This is a genomic window from Streptomyces sp. NPDC054887 (genome assembly GCF_053610585.1).
Window position 1 is genome coordinate 17,910 of the sequence record NZ_JBSGYQ010000058.1, and the last position, 16,654, is coordinate 34,563.

The following is a 16,654-nucleotide window of genomic DNA, read 5'->3' on the forward strand; positions in this document are numbered from 1 at the left end:
TCGAACTGATGGCAACAGGCACTGTGAAGTGGTTCAACGCGGACAAGGGCTTCGGGTTCATCCAGCAGGACGAGGGCGGCCCGGACGTGTTCGTCCACTTCTCCGCCATCCAGACGCAGGGCTTCAAGGAGCTCCACGAGGACGACAAGGTCCAATTCGACGTCACCCAGGGCCCGAAGGGCCCGCAGGCGGAGAACGTCACCCTCAGGTAGTGCCCCGCCGGGCCGCCCGGCCCCGCGCCTGAGAGCCGGAGCCGGGTGCCCTGCCGCCCCCGCCCCTCCCCGGGGCGGGCGGCGTACCTCGGGGCGGGCCGCCGCCCCGGGCCGCTGGCGCGGTCGGAGCCGGCCCGGGGCCCGGGCCGGCGGTCAGTTCCCGGCGGCGGTCACGTCCCGGGCGGCGTGGGCCTGAGCACGGCGAACGTCGCGCCGAAGGGGTCCGCGAGCCAGGCCAGCCGGCCGACGTCCGGGATCTCGGCGGCGGGCATCACGACCGACCCGCCGTTCCCCTGCGTCCGCGCGACGACCTCGTCGGTGTCCTCCACGGCGAAGTACGGGATCCAGCGCGGCTGCTCGGAGGCTTCCCGGAGCGCGGCGACCCCGCCGAACGAGGCGTCCTGCTGGTCGCCCTCGGCGGTGGAGAGCACCGTGTACGTCATGCCCGGCGCGTCCATGTCCTGCGACCGCCAGCCGAACAGCGCGCCGTAGAAGCGCAGCGCCGCCGCCGGATCGCCGGTGTGCAGCTCCGCCCAGCACAGCGTGCCCGTCTCGGAGGTCTTCTCCAGCCCCTTCGTCTCGGTCGGCTGCCATACGGCGAACTCAGCGCCGCCCGGGTCGGTGAGCGCCGCCATCCGTCCGGCGTTCATGACGTCGAACGCCTCGACGCGCACGGTGCCGCCGCCCTGCCCGGCGGCCTTCACCGTGGCGTCGGCGTCGGGCGACTGGAAGTACACCGTCCAGGCGGAACTCGCGCCCTCCTCCGTCAGCGGCCCGAGCGCGGCGACCGTTCTGCCCTCCAGCTGGAAGAACCCGTAACCGCCCGCCTCGGGGCCCGCCGACAGGAAGTCCCAGCCGAGGACGCTTCCGTAGAAGGCGGCGGCGGCCCCGGTGTCCGGACTGCCGAGGTCGAGCCAGTTGGGGGACCCGGTGACGAAGTCGGTGCTCAGCATGGTGGTACGCCCTGCCTCTCTGGAGGTGTGCCGCTGGAGGATGCCGCGCGGGTGGCCGGCGGAGCACCTGCCAGCCTTGCCGATCGCGTCCGTGCGGGCATGGGCCGTCACGGTGGCGCAGACCCGGTTCATCCTCATGGACCAGCGCGGCGGCGTACCGGAAACGCATGCCCGCGCGGCGGCTGACGGCCCGTCAGTGCCGGTGGCCGGGCTCCTCGCCCGCGTGCCGGTCGGCAGGCGGCCCGGAGGTGCCCGCCGCCTTCCCCGCCTCGACCGTGAAGGCGGCGGTGCGCACCTTGCCGTCGTGCCGGAAGTCGAGGAAGAGGCGGTACGTGCCGGGACTCGGCGCGGTGGTGGTGAAGGACACCTCGGGGCCGGGCTCGGTGGCGCCGTCGCCCGGCTCGCCGTTGGGGTGCACGTGGAGGTAGGCCAGGTCGCCCGAGCGCAGGGCGACGAGGTGACCGTAGGCGCCGAGGTAGGGCTGGAGGTCGGTGACCGGCCGCCCGTTCTTCGCCACGTTCAGCCGGAGCTCGCCGCTGCGCCCGGAGCTCAGCCCGCCGGTGAGGGTCACGTCGTACCCGTCGACCCTCGCGGTGGCGGCGGGAGCCGGGACGCGGGCGGGCCGGTACGCGCCCGAGACGGCCAGGTCGGCGCCGAGCGTCAGCGCCTCGGCGCCCTTCCGGGCGGGCTTGAAGTCGGCGAAGGCCCGGTAGCCGCCGGCCGCGGGCAGCTCGGCGGACGTGGTCCAGGTGCCGTCGGCGGCGCGGGTCGGGTGGAGGTGCCGGTAGACCGTCAGGTCGCGCGAGGCGACGACGAAGTGCAGCTCCTTCCCGTGTTCGCGCTCGAACGCGGTGACCTTGCGGCCGTTCTCGTCCTGGATGGAGAAGCGGAGCCGGGCGCGCTCGCCGGCCGGGACCCGGGACGTCTCCAGTGCCAGGGTGTAGCCGCCCTCGGAGATCTGGAGGCCCCCGGCGGCCGCTGTCTTGCCGCCGTGTTCCGCGTGCCCGCCGCCTTCGGCCGGCTTCCCCTCCCGCGCCGCCCCGTGCCCGCCGTGGCCGGCCGGCCGCTCGTCCGCCACGACGGGGCCGACGCCCTTGCCCACGCCGTACGCCGCTCCGAACGTCGTGGCCGCCGCCGCGGCGAAAGCTGTGATCTTCAGTCCGGTGTTCATGACGCTCCCCTGGAGGTACGAGCCGCTGCCGATGTCGCGGCCGATGCCCCCAACATACCCCCAGGGGGTATCAAGTCAAGTGCGAAGGCCGGCTCACCCGCGCCGGGGGAACGTCAGGCGGTCCGGTCCCGGCGCCCCGCCTCTCCGCCCGGCTCCGCGCGGGGCACGAGCGCCGGGGCGACGTTGCCGAGCACGGTGTCGCGGTCGATCACGACGCGCCCCACGTCGTCCCGGCCGGGCACCTCGTACATGACGTTCAGCAGCAGCTCCTCGAGGATCGCGCGGGCCGCCCTTGCGCCCGTACGGCGCAGCAGCGCCCGGTCGGCGATCGCGTCCAGCGCCTCCGGCGTGAACTCCAGCTCGACGCCGTCCATCTCGAACAGCCGCCGGTACTGCTCGACCAGCGCGTTGCGCGGCTCCGTGAGGATCCGCACCAGCGCGGCGCGGTCGAGCGGGCTCACGGACGAGATCACCGGCAGCCGGCCCACGATCTCCGGGATGAGCCCGAACTTCAGCAGGTCCTGGGGCGTGACGCGGGCGAGAGGGCCCAGTGCGTCCCGGTCCGCGCCGGCGGCCGGCGCGGGGGCGCCGAATCCGATGCCCCGGTGGCCGGCCCGCTGCTCCACGATCCGCTCCAGCCCGTCGAACGCCCCGCCCACGATGAAGAGCACGTGGGTCGTGTCGAAGGTGACGAACTCCTGCTGCGGATGCTTGCGCCCGCCCTGCGGCGGCACGCTCGCGGTCGTGCCCTCCAGGATCTTCAGCAGCGCCTGCTGCACGCCCTCACCGCTGACGTCGCGAGCGGCCGACGCGTTCTCACCCCTCCGGGCGATCTTGTCGATCTCGTCGATGTAGATGATCCCGGTCTCGGCCTTGCGTACGTCGAAGTCGGCCGCCTGGACCAGCTTGAGCAGGATGTTCTCCACGTCCTCGCCGACGTACCCGGCCTCCGTCAGGGCCGTCGCGTCGGCGGTCGCGAAGGGGACGTCCAGCATCCGGGCGAGGGTCTGGACGAGATACGTCTTGCCGCAGCCGGTCGGGCCGAGCAGCAGGACGTTGGACTTGCCGAGTTCCACGTCCTCGCGCCCGCCCGGACCGGGCGGCCCGCCCCGGGTCCCGCGCCGCCCGGCGACCGCGCCGACGCGCTTGTAGTGGTTGTGGACCGCGACCGCGAGCGTCTTCTTGGCGTCGTCCTGCCCGATGACGTACTGGTCGAGGAAGGCGTGGATCTCCCGCGGCGCCGGCGGCCTGCGGAGCCCGTCGCCGTCCGCCCCGTCCGGCTCCTCCGCGATCAGCTCGTTGCACAGCCCGACGCACTCGTTGCAGATGCAGACGCCGGCCGGGCCCGCGACGAGTCTCTCCACCTGCTTCTGGCTCTTCCCGCAGAACGTGCACTTCAGCAGGTCGCTGCTGTCACCGATCCGTGCCACCCGGAAACGTCCTCACTCGCCGCAAGCCCTCAAGACACTTCGAATGGCACCACCATATGACGTCACCATCTGGATGCCGACGGTATCTTGAACCGACACGGACGGCAACGCGCAGGCAAGTGAGGACCATGGGCCGGCTCAGCAGGGCGGAGCTCCAGGAGCACAACCGCGCCAGGGTGCTCGAAGCGGCCAGGAGCGAGTTCACCGAACGCGGGTTCCCGGGCGCGAAAGTGGACGCCATCGCCGAGCGTGCCGGACTGACCCGCGGCGCGGTGTACTCCAACTTCCCCGGCAAGCGGGCGCTGTACTTCGCCGTACTGGCCGATCTGGCCGAGCGCGTACCCGCCCCGCCGCATGCCCAACCCGGTCGTACCGGCCGGGAGGCCCTCGGCGCGCTCGCCCGCGCCTGGGTGGCCGGGCTGCCGCTCGTCGAAGCCGACGCGGGCGGGCGCCACGGAGTGCCCCGCCTGGAGAGACACCTGATGGCGGAGGTCCTCGCCGAAGAGCGGGTGCGCCGGCCGTTCGCGCAGCTCATGAAGCTCGACGCGATCCTCCTGGGTCTTGCCCTCGAGGAGTTGCGGCCGGCCGCGACGCCGCCGGCCCGCCTGGTGCGCAGGGCGGAGGCCGTTCTCACGACCCTGCACGGCGCCAGCCAGATGGCGGACGCCGCACCGGGCTTCATCGACCCGTTCAGCGTCGTACGGGCCTGCGAACGGCTGGCGGGCCTCGACCTCGACGACGTCTGGCCCCCTCCGCACCTGCCGTACGTCCCGCAGGCCCGCCCCGTCGACGAGCCCTGGTCCCCGCCGTCCCTGCCCGACGCCGTGCGGGGCGGCCCGGCGCGTCTGGCGGGCGACGGCGTGGTGGCGGTGCTCGGCCTGCACCGGCTGGAAGCCGCCGAGGAAGCCGTACGGGCGGCCCCGCCCGGCGCCACGGTCACCGCGGTCCTGGTCACCGGCGAACCGGCCGAACTGCTGCCGCTGGCACGCCTGGCCGTCGCCGGGCTCTGCGGCGGCCTGCGCCGGTCGTTCCCGCCGTCGGCGTGGCCGCGACTCCAGGTGGTGTACGACGCGTCCGGCGCCCTCGCGGGAGCGGCCGGCATACCGGCCGTGAGCGACGGCACCGAAGCGGCGGTGCGGGTCGTGGCGGGCCGGATCGTCGCCCGCGCCGACGGCCGCGGCGCGTGCCACGCGGCGGCCTCGGCCGAGTACGGCGGGCCCGCGACCACGGCCGGATCGGACCGGCGCCGCCGGTGAGGCGGCCGGGCCGGTAACGCCGGACTCCGGCGCGCCGGGCAGGGGCGCCCCGGACGCCCGGAGCCGGACCCGCGCGGCACTCGTCCTGCACCGCCCCCGCCGCGCTCTGCCGGACGGTCAGCTGCCGGGCCCGCCCAAGTGGGTGGTGAACCAGGTGCGGGCCAGTTCGGAGACCCGTTCCAGCGCGCCCGGTTCCTCGAAGAGGTGCGTGGCGCCCTCGACGACCTCCAGGCGGTTCTCGCAGCGCAGCTCCGCCTGCGCCCGCCGGTTGAGGTCCAGCACCAGCGAGTCCCGCCCGCCCACGACGAGCAGGGTGGGCGCGCGTACGTCGCCGAGCCGCGGCCGGGCCAGGTCGGGCCGGCCGCCGCGCGAGACGACGGCGCCGACCTCGGGGCCGGCGGACGCGGCGGCCCGCAGTGCCGCCGCGGCTCCGGTGCTCGCGCCGAAGTAGCCGAGTGGCACGGAGGTGCGCGCACGCAGCCAGCGGGTGGCGTCCAGGAGCCGCGCGGCCAGGGTGTCGATGTCGAAGACGTTCGCCCGGTGGGTCTCCTCCGCCGGGGTGAGCAGGTCGAAGAGCAGGGTGCCGAAGCCGGCCCCGTCGAGGGCCGTCGCCACCGACCTGTTGCGCGGACTGCGGCGGCTGCTGCCCGAGCCGTGGGCGAACACGACGACACCGCGCGCACCGGCGGGCAGGGTGAGGTCGCCGGCGAGCCGGACGCCTCCGGCGTCCACCTCGACCTCCTCGGCGGCGGCCGTCGGGGTGCGCCCCGGCCGGGCGGCGGCCCGCGCCAGCAGGGCGACGACCTCCTCGTCCGGGGTCTGCGTGAAGTTCTCGTACCACTCGCCGACGGCCCGGAACACGGCGGGCGCGGACAGGCACACGACGTCGTCCACCTGAGCGCTCAGCCGCGCCACGGCGTCGGGCGCCGCCACCGGAACCGCGAGCACCACGCGGGCCGCGCCCTGCGCCCGTACGACCTCGCAGGCGGCGGCCGCCGTGGCCCCGGTGGCGATTCCGTCGTCGATCACGACGACGGTCCGCCCCGCAAGCGGCACCCGCGGCCGGTCGCCGCGGAACCGCAGCGCCCGTCTGTCGAGTTCCGCGTGCTCCTCCCGTTCGACCGCGGCGACCTCGTCCGGACCGACCCCGCTGCGGCGGACGATGTCGTCGCTGATGACCCGCGCCCCGCCCTCCCCGATGGCGCCGAACCCCAGCTCCCGGTGGTACGGCACGCCGAGTTTGCGTACGACGACGACGTCGAGGGGGCAGCCCAGTGCCCGTGCCACCTCGTAGGCGACCGGGACCCCGCCTCGGGGCAGGCCCAGGACGACGGGTTCTTCGGATGCGAGGTGTCGCAGGGCCACGGCCAGCCGCTGTCCCGCGTCGGCGCGATCGGTGAACAGCACGGTGGTTCACCCCCAACCAGGGGAGACAGAAACCACGTCCACACCTTCTTCGAACCAACCGCATCGTCCGCCGCCGCGCAAGTCGGCGGCCCGACGCAGTCGGCGTAACCGCTGTACGGCATACGGACCAGCCGCGACGCCCGGGCCCGGAGCCGCACCGGTTGCGGTTCGCTCGTCCGGGAGCCACGATTGTCCCTGACCCACTGGTGACTATCGCTCACTCTTCGTGTTCGGGGGTCGTTGCTGCAACGAGGTGAAGCATGTGGGCCTCGCGGTAAGGAGCCACGGCCATGACACTTCCCAGCGACCGGTCTTACGCGGTCGAACTGCACGTATCGGCGGAGCGCGTCTCGCAGATCCGGCGCATCGTTGCCGCTCACCTGCGGCACTGGAATCTCGAGCTGCACATCCAGCCGGTGTGCAGGGGTGTCGAGGAACTTCTGACCAATGTCCACCGCCATGTCGGCGACGACAACCGGTGCGTGGTCGAACTGCGCTGGACCGGCAGGCATCTCACGGCGTCGGTGGCCGACAACGGCCCCCCGATGCCGCGCCTGGCCTCCGCCGGCGGGGGCGGCCTCGCCGCTGTCGCGCGACTGTGCGACAGCTGGGGGACCTGCGGCACCGCCGACGGCAAAGTCGTGTGGTTCACCCGGCGGGTCGCCGACGCGCACAACAGCCCGCTGGTGCCGTGCCCGCCCGTGCCGGGCGTGGGCGACGCCAAGGGGCAGCCGGAGCCCGTTCCCGCGCCCGCCCCGGCTCCGTCCGCCGCACCGGCCCCCGCCTCCGTCGCGGTTCCCGCGCTGGTCTAGCCGGGAAGGCGCGGCGGCAGCCGCCCCGAGACCTCCCGGGTACCGACCGGGAGGTCTTGGGGCGGCGCGGCGGTCGCGGACTCACCGGGGCGGCGCGGTCAGTCGGGGAAGTCCCCGGACAGCGCGGCGGCCAGCCGCAGGTGCGGGACCGCCTCGTCGCCCCGGCCCTGCCGCTCCAATGTGCGGCCCAGCATCAGCTGGGCGTAGGACTCGACCGGGCTGCGCTCCACGATGGAGCGCAGTTCGGTCTCCGCCTTGCCCAGCTGGGCGGAGTGGTAGTACGAGCGGGCGAGCAGCAGGCGCGGGGCGAGCTGCTCGGGGACCTCGCCGACCAGGCCGGTGAGGACGCGGGCGGCCTTGTCGTACTCCTTGGCTTCGAAGAAGAACCGTGCCCGCGCCCAGCGTTCGGCGGGGGTGCCGTGGCTGTAGTAGACGTCGTTGAGATTCGTCCTCGCGGTCATCGCGGACCCTCCTGTCGGCGCCCCCGGACGGGGGCCGTGCGACAGCCTCAACCACCGGTGTTGGTTGAACATTCCATCAGTGTGGGGCCGGTGCCGACGCGGTGTCAGTCGGCGGGTCGGCGGCCCTCGCCGAGGCCGGAACCCAGCCGGTGCGCCGCTTCCCCCGGCGCGAGGCGCTCCACCACTTCGGCCAGGTCGTGGCAGGCCAGCTCGATCTTCCGGCGGACGTTCTGCTGCTCGGTGATGATCGCCGCCAGCAGCAGCGCGGTGAGCGCCACCGAACCGTTGAGCGCCTGAAGGGTCAGCATGACCTCGAAGAGGCTGTGGTCCGCGAACGGTCCGGCCTTGTCGATCGCCGCCGAGATCGCCAGTACGGACACGAACACGGCGCACGGCCCGCTCCCGGCGAGCCGGAAACGCAGGGCGGCCCAGATGAGCAGCGGGAAGAGGAGGAAGAGCAGCGACATCTCGCTCCTGGTGGCCAGGGAGGCGACCACCGCGGCCGTGACCGTCAGGGCCAGGGCCTCCGGCCACCGCGAGGTGTCGCCCGGCATCCGGAACCGCCGCAGGACGACCAGCAGCGGTGTCACCACCAGCACGCCCATGGCGTCCCCGGCCCACCACGCGGCCCACACGGGCCAGAAGTTGGCGAGGGGCAGATTGCCGCTGAGGAACAGGACGCCCGAGCCCACGGTGGCGCTGATCAGCATCCCGCCCAGGGCCCCGAGGAAGACCAGCGCCACTCCGTCCCGCAGCCGGTTCAGCTCGACGTGGTAGCCCACGCGGCGCAGCATCAGGTACGCGCACACCGGAGCCAGCGTGTTGCCCGCCATGATGCCCAGCTCGGCCGGGCGGAACGAGGTGATCGACAGCACGACGAGGAGGGTGCCGAGCGCGATCCCCGGCCAGACCCGCAGCCCCATGTACAGAAGGGAGCTGAGGGCGATGCCGGTAGGGGGCCACAGGGGCGTGACGACCGAGCCCTCGACGGTCACCTGCTCCAGCAGACCGATCTGCCCGCCCGCGAAATAGGCGCCGGCCACGCCGAGTGTCCGAAGAACGGTCCCGGACACGCGTCGGATCTCCTCGGTGCGCATCACACCAGCCATCAGACAACGCCCCCGGCCCGGCGCGGGCCGTGACACGCCCCCGCGGGGCCGCTTGCCTCAGCCGGGCCGCTCCGCCGACGGCGCGGGGCCGTCGTAGGTCAGGACGAGCACGGCGGCGTCGTCCGCGTGGCCGGTGGAGTCCGCCACCTTCATCACCTCGGCGGCCAGAACGTCCGGATCGCCGCCGCATCCCGCCGCGACCAGCGCCGCGACCTGCTCCAGTCCGTCCTCTATCGGGAACGACGGCCCCTCGACCACTCCGTCCGTCACCAGGACGTAGGACCCCGGCTGCGTCAGCCGGCGGCGGACGACGGGGTACTCCTCGGCCGGCATCAGGCCGAGCGGCAGTCCGCCCTCGTCCTCGGCGATGCCGCACCGGCCGTCGGCCGAGGCCCACACCGTGGGCACATGGCCCGCGCGGGCGCTCGCGAGCTCCTGGGTGGCCGGATCGAAGCGCAGGAACGTACAGGTCGCGAAGAGGCTGCTGTCCACCGACACCAGCAGCTCGTTGGCCCGGCGGAGCACCTCGCCGGGGTCCGCGGCGGCCACGGCCACCGCGCGCAGGCCGATCCGGACCTGGCCCATGAAGGCGGCCGCCTCCACGTCGTGGCCCTGCACGTCCCCGACGCAGAACGCCAGCGAGCCGTCGGGGAGCGCGAAGCCGTCGTACCAGTCGCCGCCGATGTCCAGGCCGTGGCGCGCGGGCGAGTAGCGGGCCGCGGTCCGCAGTCCGGGTACGGACGGCAGCTCGGCCGGCAGCATCTCGCGCTGGAGCGCCTCGGCCAGCTCCACCCGTGCCTGCTGCAACTCCGTGCCGGTACGAACCTGCGCCGTGAGCCGCCCGAGCCGGGTCAGCAGATCGTCGGCGCTCGTGGGGCGACGCCGGGTCATGGACCGCTCCGAGAATCGTGGGCTCCTGCTCGCGAACCACTGCCGGAAACCGCACGCAGCGGCACGCCCCATGGTATTTCCGCGACGCGACTCCCGCTCAGCGAGCGCGTGGCCGCCTGTCCGCGACGCCGCCGCCGAAGGCGCCGGCGGTTCTCCGGAACGGCGCGAACGGAACGGAGGTGCGGGGCGCCCGACCGGTCCCGCGCACCGCTGCTCGTCGTGCGCCGCGGCGCCGCGGTTTCGTCCCGGCAGTGCTTGGACGGGCCTGATCCCCTCTTTCCCCTGGCCTTTGACGCCACGTCACCCGAACGGCCCCGGTCCGTACCACGGTTCGGCGAGGCTGTGATGGGCATGTCAATTTGGCCGCGTGCCGGACGCCGCGGCCCGTCAGGAGGACAGGACACAGTGCAGACGAGTTCGCGGATCCGCAGAATCCCGATCGCCCTGGCCGGCGCCCTGGCGCTGGTCGTCGCCTTTCCGGGCAGCGCTCTCGCCGCCCCGCCCCCGGCGCTCCCCGCCAACGCGGACGGGCTGGAACAGACGTTCCAGCCCGCTTACGACTACGACACGGACGGGTGCTACCCCACCCCCGCCATAGGCACCGACGGGACGGTGAACGGCGGCCTCAAGCCGTCGGGCGCCCTCAACGGCCAGTGCCGGGACGCGTGGGACCTCGACAACACCAACGGATACGCGCGGTCCAAGTGCAACAACGGCTGGTGCGCGATCATGTACGGCCTCTACTTCGAGAAGGACCAGGCCGTGGCGGGCAGCAGCCTCGGCGGGCACCGCCACGACTGGGAGCACGTCGTGGTCTGGGTCCAGAACAACCAGGCCCAGTACGTCTCCACCTCCGCGCACGGCAGCTTCGGCATCCACGGCCGCGACCGGATCCGGTGGGACGGTACGCACCCCAAGATCGTCTATCACAAGGACGGCCTGAGCACGCACTGCTTCCGCCCCGCGAACTCCAACGACGAGCCCCCGGAGAACCACTACCGCGGGTGGCAGTTCCCCCAGCTGGTCGGCTGGAACGGCTATCCCGCGGGGGTGCGCGACAAGCTCAGCCAGGCCGACTTCGGGAGCGCCGTGTTCGGCCTCAAGGACGGCAACTTCAACCGCCACCTGGAGAAGGCCAAGCCGGCCGGGATCCCGTTCGACCCCCACGCCTCCTGACCCACCCCGCCGCTCGACGCCTCGCCGGGCGGCCCGGCTGCGTACTCGCGGCGTGACGCGGACGGCCGCGAGCGGCCCCCGCGACCCGCGGGACGCGCATCCGGGCCGCCCGGAGACCCCCTGCGGACCGCTCCGGGAGGGCTCCGGCTGTGAGTCGGCCCATAGGGCCCGGATCACACACGATGCCCGGTAGTAGGCGCCGGAGCGCTCCCGGGCGGGCCGCGGACGGGTCGTTCACCTCCTCGGGCCCCGAGCTACGTAGCGGGGCCGTACGGCCGGTCATTGCCGACGCCGCGGACTGCCGTTAACCATGGATCGAGCCCGGGGAGCTGATCGCTCCCGGCCCGCCGAGCGCCTCCCGCTCCGGCTGTCGCAGACCTCGTCGCGCTGCTCCACTTCCGCCGCCGCCGGTCTCCGCGCTGTCCTGTCGTCTCCCGAATGGAGAGTTCCATCCGTATGACCGCTCAGTCTCTGAACCTCGCCGCCCGTTCCGCCCGCAAGTTCTCGCTCTCCGCGCTGTGCGCAGCCGGAGCCGCGGCAGTGGCCCTGTCCGTCGCCCCGTCCCCCGCGCACGCCACCGCCCCGGCGGCGCAGAGCACGTCGGCGTCGGCGCAGGTCTCGGCGGCCGGTGTCTTCGCGCAGGCGGACGCCCTCGCCACTCAGGCCGAGAAGGCCGAGAAGATCGCGAAGGCGGAGAAGGCCGAGAAGGCCGAGAAGGCGGAGAAGTCGGAGAAGGCCGCCAAGGCGGCCAAGGCGAAGAAGGCCGCGAAGGCCACCTCCTACCCGGACAACCTCGACGGCTGGATCCGTGAGGCCCTGGCCATCATGAAGGAGGAAGGCATCCCCGGCAGCTACGAGGGCCTTCACCGCAACATCATGCGTGAGTCCGGCGGCGACCCCGACGCGGCCAACAACTGGGACATCAACGCGCAGAACGGCACGCCGTCCAAGGGTCTGCTCCAGGTGATCCAGCCCACCTTCGACGCCTACCACGTCGAGGGCACCCCGAAGCAGCTGACCGACCCGGTCGCCAACATCACCGCGGCGGCCAACTACGCCGCCGACCGGTACGGCTCCATCGACAACGTCGACTCCGCCTACTGAGCGTCCCCGCCGACCCGCACGCCACCGCCGTGCGCCGGCCGGCCCCCGCCGAAGTCCGCGACCGGCCGGTCCGCGGGCGAGGGGGCCACTCGCCCGTGACCGGCACCTCCTGAGCCGGCCGGGCCCCCGGCGGCCCCCGTCATCGGAAAGTGCCCCCCGGCCGCGTCCGCGTGCCGCCTCCGCGCGGAAGGGGTTGAGTAGGGGGAGCGGCGAGCATCGGCGGCGACCCGGCGGCGCCGGGCATCGCACGCCGGTCACGACGGAGGCGCACATGACACAAGCGAACGGAACCCCGGGGCTGCGGTGCCTGGTCACCGGCGCCACCGGCTACATCGGCGGCCGGCTCGTTCCCGAGCTGCTCGACGCCGGACACCAGGTGCGCTGCCTGGCCCGTACGCCGGAGAAACTGCGCGACCACCCCTGGGCCGAACGGGCCGAGGTGGTGCGCGGCGACGTCACGGACGAGGACTCGGTACGCGCGTCCATGCGGGGCGTCGACGTCGCGTACTACCTGGTGCACGCTCTGGGCACCGGCGCCGATTTCGAGCGGACCGACCGCCGGGCCGCCGAGATCTTCGGGGAGCAGGCCCGCGCCGCCGGGGTCCGGCGCATCGTCTACCTCGGCGGACTGACACCGTCGGGCGTCCCCGAACGCGAACTGTCGCCCCATCTGCGCTCCCGGGCCGAAGTGGGCTCGATCCTGCTGGCCTCCGGCGTGCCGACGACCGTCCTGCGCGCCGCGGTGATCATCGGCTCCGGGTCCGCCTCCTTCGAGATGCTCCGGTACCTGACCGAACGCCTGCCCGTCATGGTCACGCCCAGCTGGGTCCGCACCCGTATCCAGCCGATCGCCGTCCGCGACGTCCTGCGCTACCTCGTCGGCAGCGCCGTCATGCCCGAGGACGTGAACCGCGCCTTCGACATCGGCGGCGCCGACGTCGTCACGTACCGCGACATGATGCGCAGGTACGCCGCCGTGGCCGGGCTGCCCCGGCGCCTCATCGTGCCCGTCCCCGTCCTGACGCCGGGACTGTCCAGCCACTGGGTCGGCCTGGTCACGCCGGTGCCGCGGCAGATCGCCCGCCCCCTGGCCGAGTCCCTGCGGCACGAAGTCGTCTGCGACGAGCACGACATCGCCGCGTACGTCCCCGACCCGCCGGGCTCGCCCATCGGCGTCGACAAGGCGCTCGCGCTGGCGCTCCAGCGGGTGAAGGAGACCCGGGTCACCACCCGCTGGTCCTCCGCGTCGGTGCCCGGCGCGCCCAGCGACCCGCTGCCCACCGACCCCGACTGGGCCGGCGGCAGCCTCTACACCGACCGGCGGGAGCTGACCGTCGACGCCACCCCGCAGGCCCTGTGGAAGGTCATCGAGGGCGTCGGCGGCGAGAACGGCTGGTATTCGTTCCCCCTCGCCTGGGCCGTGCGCGGCTGGGCGGACCGCCTGGTCGGCGGCGTGGGGCTCAGGCGGGGCCGCCGCGACGCCCACCGGCTGCGCGTGGGGGACTCGCTGGACTTCTGGCGGGTCGAGGAGATCGAGCGGGGCCGTCTGCTCCGGCTGCGTGCGGAGATGCGGCTGCCGGGTCTCGCCTGGCTGGAGATGTACGCGGAGCGGGACGGGGCCGGGCGCACCCGTTACCGGCAGCGGGCCCTGTTCCACCCCCACGGGCTGCTCGGGCACGCGTACTGGTGGAGCGTCTCGCCGTTCCACGCGGTCGTCTTCGGCGGCATGGCCCGCAACATCGCCCTCGCCGCCGCCGGCACACCGGCCGGACGCCCCGCCGAACAGGGGGCCGGACACACCGCGCCGACGCCGTGAGCCGGGGGTGACCCGGCGCGGCCGGGGCACCGCACGCCCCTCAGCTCACGATCCCCCGCGCGATGCCGAGCTCCACCAGGTCCCGGGGCCGCAGCCGCAGCAGGTCCGCCGTTTCCGGGACCTGCTCCGGGGTGCGCTTGAGGATGGCCGCGGCGGCCTCCGGAGCGATCACGGAGAAGTAGCTGTCGGAGGCGGCCCAGAGGTTGCCGGGCGCGGTCAGGGCGAGAGCACCGCCGGACCCGCCCTCGCCGATCAGAAGCGTGGTGACCGGTACGCGAACCGTCGCCATCGCGTCGAAGAGGTCCGCGATGGCGGCGCCCGCGCCCGCCCGTTCGGCCGCCTCGTCGTTCGCCGCTCCCGGTGTGTCGACGAGGGTGAGCACCGGGATGCCCAGCCGGCCGGCGAGGCGGACCAGACGGGCGGCGGTGCGGAAGCCGGCCGGGAGCGTCGCGGTGCCGCACTGGGCCGCGTACGCCACGGCCCGGCCCCGACGCAGCCCGAAACCGCAGCGCATGCCCGGGTCCGTGCCCCCGCACCGGTCGCCGCCGATCTCCCGGACCTGGTCGAAGTAAGCGGCGAGATACGCGTCGGCGCGCGGCCGCCGGGGGGAGCGGGCCCGGGTCACCGCCTCCCAGCCGGTCGTGGCGGGCCGGTCGCCGCCCGTCGGCCCGGCGAGCGGCCCCGGCGGCTCGGGCGGCCCCTCCCACGGAGCCGCGCCCAGGTGGCGCAGCCACCCGGCCAGCGCGTCCCGCAGGTCCTCGGGGCGTACGACCGCGTCGATCTGGCCCGCGACCAGCTGCCCCTCGGCGGTGTACGCCGCCGGGTCGGCGCCCGGCGGCCGTACCCTCGACCCCGCGAAACCGACCTGCGCGCCGGGCAGCCCCAGGACGACGTCGGCGCCCGCTCCGAGCGTCGCCCAGCCGCCCCCGGTGGTCGGGTCGCGCAGGACGGCGAGCTGCGGCACCCCACGGGCGCGCAGCAGCGCGGACTGCCGGGCCACGCGCTGGAGCTGCACCAGGGCCGCCATGCCCTCCTGCATACGGCTGCCGCCGGTGGCGATCAGGGAGACGAGCGGCAGGCGCCGCTCACGGGCCGCGGTGTACGCCGCCTCCAGACGGTCGCCCGTCCGCTCGCCGAGGGAGCCGCCGAGGAAGCCGAACTCGAAGGAGACGACGACCGCCGGCGTGCCGCCGATGGAGCCGGTGCCGCAGACGACGGACTCGCTCTCGCCGGTGCGCTCCCCGGCGCGGGCCAGCGACCGCCCGTACCCGGGCCATCCGATCGGGCCGTCGGGGCGGCGCGGCGCTTGCGGCCGCATGTCCTCGGGCCCCGCGGCGAGTTCGGCGAAGCTTCCGCGTTCCACGACCGCGGCGATCGCCTCGCGGGCGGTCATGACGTCAGCCACGCGGCCCCCGCTCGTGCAGCGCCCGCTTCATGATCTTTCCCATGTCGTTGCGCGGCAGCGCGTCCAGCACGCGGACCGCCCGGGGCCGCTTGTGCGGGGCGAGCTGGCCCGTCACGTGCCGGGCCAGCTCGTCGAGCGACGGCGGTCGCCCGGGGTCCGACGGCACGATCCAGGCGACGATCCGCTCGCCCAGGTCGGCGTCCGGTTCACCGGTGACCGCCGCCTCCCGGACCCCCGGGTGGTCCAGGAGGGCGTTCTCGATCTCGCCCGCGCCGATCTTGTACCCGCCGCTCTTGATGAGGTCGGTGGCCTTGCGCCCGACGATGCGCACGTATCCGTCCGGGTCGCGCGTCGCCATGTCGCCGGTGCGGAACCAGTCGCCGTCGAACGCCGCCGCCGTGGCGTCCGGACGGTTCAGGTACGCGGTGAACAGGTTCGCCCCCCGCACCTGGATCTCCCCGACGCTCTCGCCGTCGTACGCCGTGATCTCCTCGCCCGACTCGTCGACCAGCCGCACCTCCACGCCGTCGAGCGGCAGCCCGACCGTGCCGGGCCTGGGTTCGCCGTCCGCGCGGACGCTCGTGTTCATCAGGGTCTCGGTCATGCCGTACCGCTCGACGACCCGCCGTCCGGTCGCGGCGGCGATCCGTTCGTGGTCGTGCACCGGCAGCGCGGCCGACCCCGACACCAGCAGACGCGCGCCGGAGAGGGCCGCCGCGAGGTCCGGGTCGCCGGGCAGCGCCTCGGCGATGCGGTGGTACATGGTCGGGACGCCGAAGAACATGGTGCCGTGCGCGCCCAGCTCGCGGGCCAGGGCGTCCGTCTCGAAGCGGCCGAGGTGGTGCACGGCGCCCCCGCGCCGCAGCGGGCCGAGGACGCCGAGGATCAGTCCGTGCACGTGGAACAGCGGCAGGGCGTGCACCAGTACGTCGTCCCCGGTCCACTGCCAGGCGTCGGCCAGCGCGTCGAGGCTCGCCGTGATCGCCCGGCGCGGCAGGACCGCGCCCTTCGGCGGACCGGTGGTGCCGGAGGTGTAGACGACGAGCGCGGGCGCCTCGGCGGGCGGCTCGGGCGGAAGGGGCCCGGCCCCGTCCGCGCGTACGTCGACGTCGACCCGCTCCAGTCCTTCGAGGACCGGCGGGAGCCGGTCCCCCGGGGCGGCCAGCACCAGTGAGGGCGCGCTGTCGGAGACGATGTGCTTCAGCTCCCGCTCGCCGGTCCTCGGGTTGAGGGGTACGGCCGGCACGCCGGCCAGCAGCGCGGCGACGACGCCGACGGCGGTCTCCAGGGTGGGAGCGGCCCAGACGGCGACCCGCCCCGCGCCCGCCAGCCGGCCGGCCGCCGCGCCGGCGGCGGCGGCCAGCCCGGCATGGGTCAGCCGGCGGTCGCCGAAACGCAGCGCCTGCCGGTTCGACCCTGCGGCCAGGGCCGGAAAGAGAGTGGACACGCGT

General features: G+C 74.3%; 15 protein-coding genes. 6 read left to right on the forward strand and 9 right to left on the reverse strand.

The window, feature by feature from the left end:
- The first annotated feature begins 8 nt into the window (after positions 1 to 8).
- Complete coding sequence (locus ACWGH0_RS26915; protein WP_453406831.1) at positions 9 to 212, forward strand: cold-shock protein; 204 nt, start codon at positions 9 to 11, stop codon at positions 210 to 212.
- Positions 213 to 382: 170 nt separating this feature from the next.
- On the opposite strand, the gene ACWGH0_RS26920 is transcribed toward ACWGH0_RS26915, so the two are convergent.
- The 3 genes from ACWGH0_RS26920 to clpX form a co-directional block, all read right to left on the reverse strand.
- On the reverse strand, positions 383 to 1,165 hold the full coding sequence (locus ACWGH0_RS26920; RefSeq protein ID WP_453406851.1) for a VOC family protein: 783 nt from the start codon (positions 1,163 to 1,165) through the stop codon (positions 383 to 385).
- Between the two features lie 193 nt (positions 1,166 to 1,358).
- Positions 1,359 to 2,336: a hypothetical protein gene (locus ACWGH0_RS26925; RefSeq protein ID WP_453406832.1), complete on the reverse strand. Its 978-nt coding sequence runs from the start codon at positions 2,334 to 2,336 to the stop codon at positions 1,359 to 1,361.
- A gap of 113 nt (positions 2,337 to 2,449) precedes the next feature.
- Entirely contained in the window at positions 2,450 to 3,766 is a 1,317-nt protein-coding gene (clpX, locus tag ACWGH0_RS26930) for an ATP-dependent Clp protease ATP-binding subunit ClpX (protein WP_453406833.1), read from the reverse strand.
- Between the two features lie 128 nt (positions 3,767 to 3,894).
- Between clpX and ACWGH0_RS26935 the strand changes: the two genes are divergently transcribed.
- Positions 3,895 to 5,022, forward strand: a complete 1,128-nt coding sequence (locus ACWGH0_RS26935) for a TetR/AcrR family transcriptional regulator (RefSeq protein WP_453406834.1) — start codon at positions 3,895 to 3,897, stop codon at positions 5,020 to 5,022.
- 117 nt (positions 5,023 to 5,139) lie between these two features.
- Here the strand turns inward: ACWGH0_RS26935 and ACWGH0_RS26940 are convergent, their stop codons facing one another.
- Complete coding sequence (locus ACWGH0_RS26940; protein ID WP_453406835.1) at positions 5,140 to 6,429, reverse strand: phosphoribosyltransferase family protein; 1,290 nt, start codon at positions 6,427 to 6,429, stop codon at positions 5,140 to 5,142.
- 290 nt (positions 6,430 to 6,719) lie between these two features.
- Between ACWGH0_RS26940 and ACWGH0_RS26945 the strand changes: the two genes are divergently transcribed.
- Complete coding sequence (locus ACWGH0_RS26945) at positions 6,720 to 7,241, forward strand: ATP-binding protein (protein WP_453406836.1); 522 nt, start codon at positions 6,720 to 6,722, stop codon at positions 7,239 to 7,241.
- Positions 7,242 to 7,339: 98 nt separating this feature from the next.
- On the opposite strand, the gene ACWGH0_RS26950 is transcribed toward ACWGH0_RS26945, so the two are convergent.
- The 3 genes from ACWGH0_RS26950 to ACWGH0_RS26960 all read right to left on the reverse strand — a co-directional run bounded on the left by ACWGH0_RS26950 (position 7,340) and on the right by ACWGH0_RS26960 (position 9,702).
- Positions 7,340 to 7,702 carry a tetratricopeptide repeat protein gene (locus ACWGH0_RS26950; RefSeq protein WP_453406837.1) on the reverse strand — a complete coding sequence of 121 codons (363 nt, stop codon included), beginning with the start codon at positions 7,700 to 7,702 and terminating at the stop codon, positions 7,340 to 7,342.
- A 104-nt stretch (positions 7,703 to 7,806) separates the two neighbouring features.
- The gene (locus tag ACWGH0_RS26955; RefSeq protein WP_453406852.1) at positions 7,807 to 8,802 is read right to left on the reverse strand and encodes an MASE1 domain-containing protein; all 996 of its coding nucleotides are present in this window, start codon (positions 8,800 to 8,802) and stop codon (positions 7,807 to 7,809) included.
- A gap of 66 nt (positions 8,803 to 8,868) precedes the next feature.
- Positions 8,869 to 9,702 carry a PP2C family protein-serine/threonine phosphatase gene (locus ACWGH0_RS26960; protein WP_453406838.1) on the reverse strand — a complete coding sequence of 278 codons (834 nt, stop codon included), beginning with the start codon at positions 9,700 to 9,702 and terminating at the stop codon, positions 8,869 to 8,871.
- 405 nt (positions 9,703 to 10,107) lie between these two features.
- Between ACWGH0_RS26960 and ACWGH0_RS26965 the strand changes: the two genes are divergently transcribed.
- The 3 genes from ACWGH0_RS26965 (at position 10,108) to ACWGH0_RS26975 (ending at position 13,798) form a co-directional block, all read left to right on the forward strand.
- Complete coding sequence (locus ACWGH0_RS26965) at positions 10,108 to 10,878, forward strand: NPP1 family protein (protein ID WP_453406839.1); 771 nt, start codon at positions 10,108 to 10,110, stop codon at positions 10,876 to 10,878.
- Between the two features lie 456 nt (positions 10,879 to 11,334).
- A complete protein-coding gene (locus tag ACWGH0_RS26970; protein ID WP_453406840.1) occupies positions 11,335 to 11,982 on the forward strand; it encodes a transglycosylase SLT domain-containing protein in 648 nt (215 codons plus the stop codon).
- Between the two features lie 271 nt (positions 11,983 to 12,253).
- The gene (locus ACWGH0_RS26975) at positions 12,254 to 13,798 is read left to right on the forward strand and encodes an SDR family oxidoreductase (RefSeq protein WP_453406841.1); all 1,545 of its coding nucleotides are present in this window, start codon (positions 12,254 to 12,256) and stop codon (positions 13,796 to 13,798) included.
- 40 nt (positions 13,799 to 13,838) lie between these two features.
- Here the strand turns inward: ACWGH0_RS26975 and ACWGH0_RS26980 are convergent, their stop codons facing one another.
- Positions 13,839 to 15,203, reverse strand: coding sequence for a carboxyl transferase domain-containing protein (locus ACWGH0_RS26980; RefSeq protein ID WP_453406842.1), 1,365 nt, complete (start codon positions 15,201 to 15,203; stop codon positions 13,839 to 13,841).
- Positions 15,196 to 16,650, reverse strand: a complete 1,455-nt coding sequence (locus tag ACWGH0_RS26985; protein ID WP_453406843.1) for an acyl-CoA synthetase — start codon at positions 16,648 to 16,650, stop codon at positions 15,196 to 15,198. The genes ACWGH0_RS26980 and ACWGH0_RS26985 overlap by 8 nt, the downstream gene beginning before the upstream one ends.
- Positions 16,651 to 16,654: the final 4 nt, after the last annotated feature.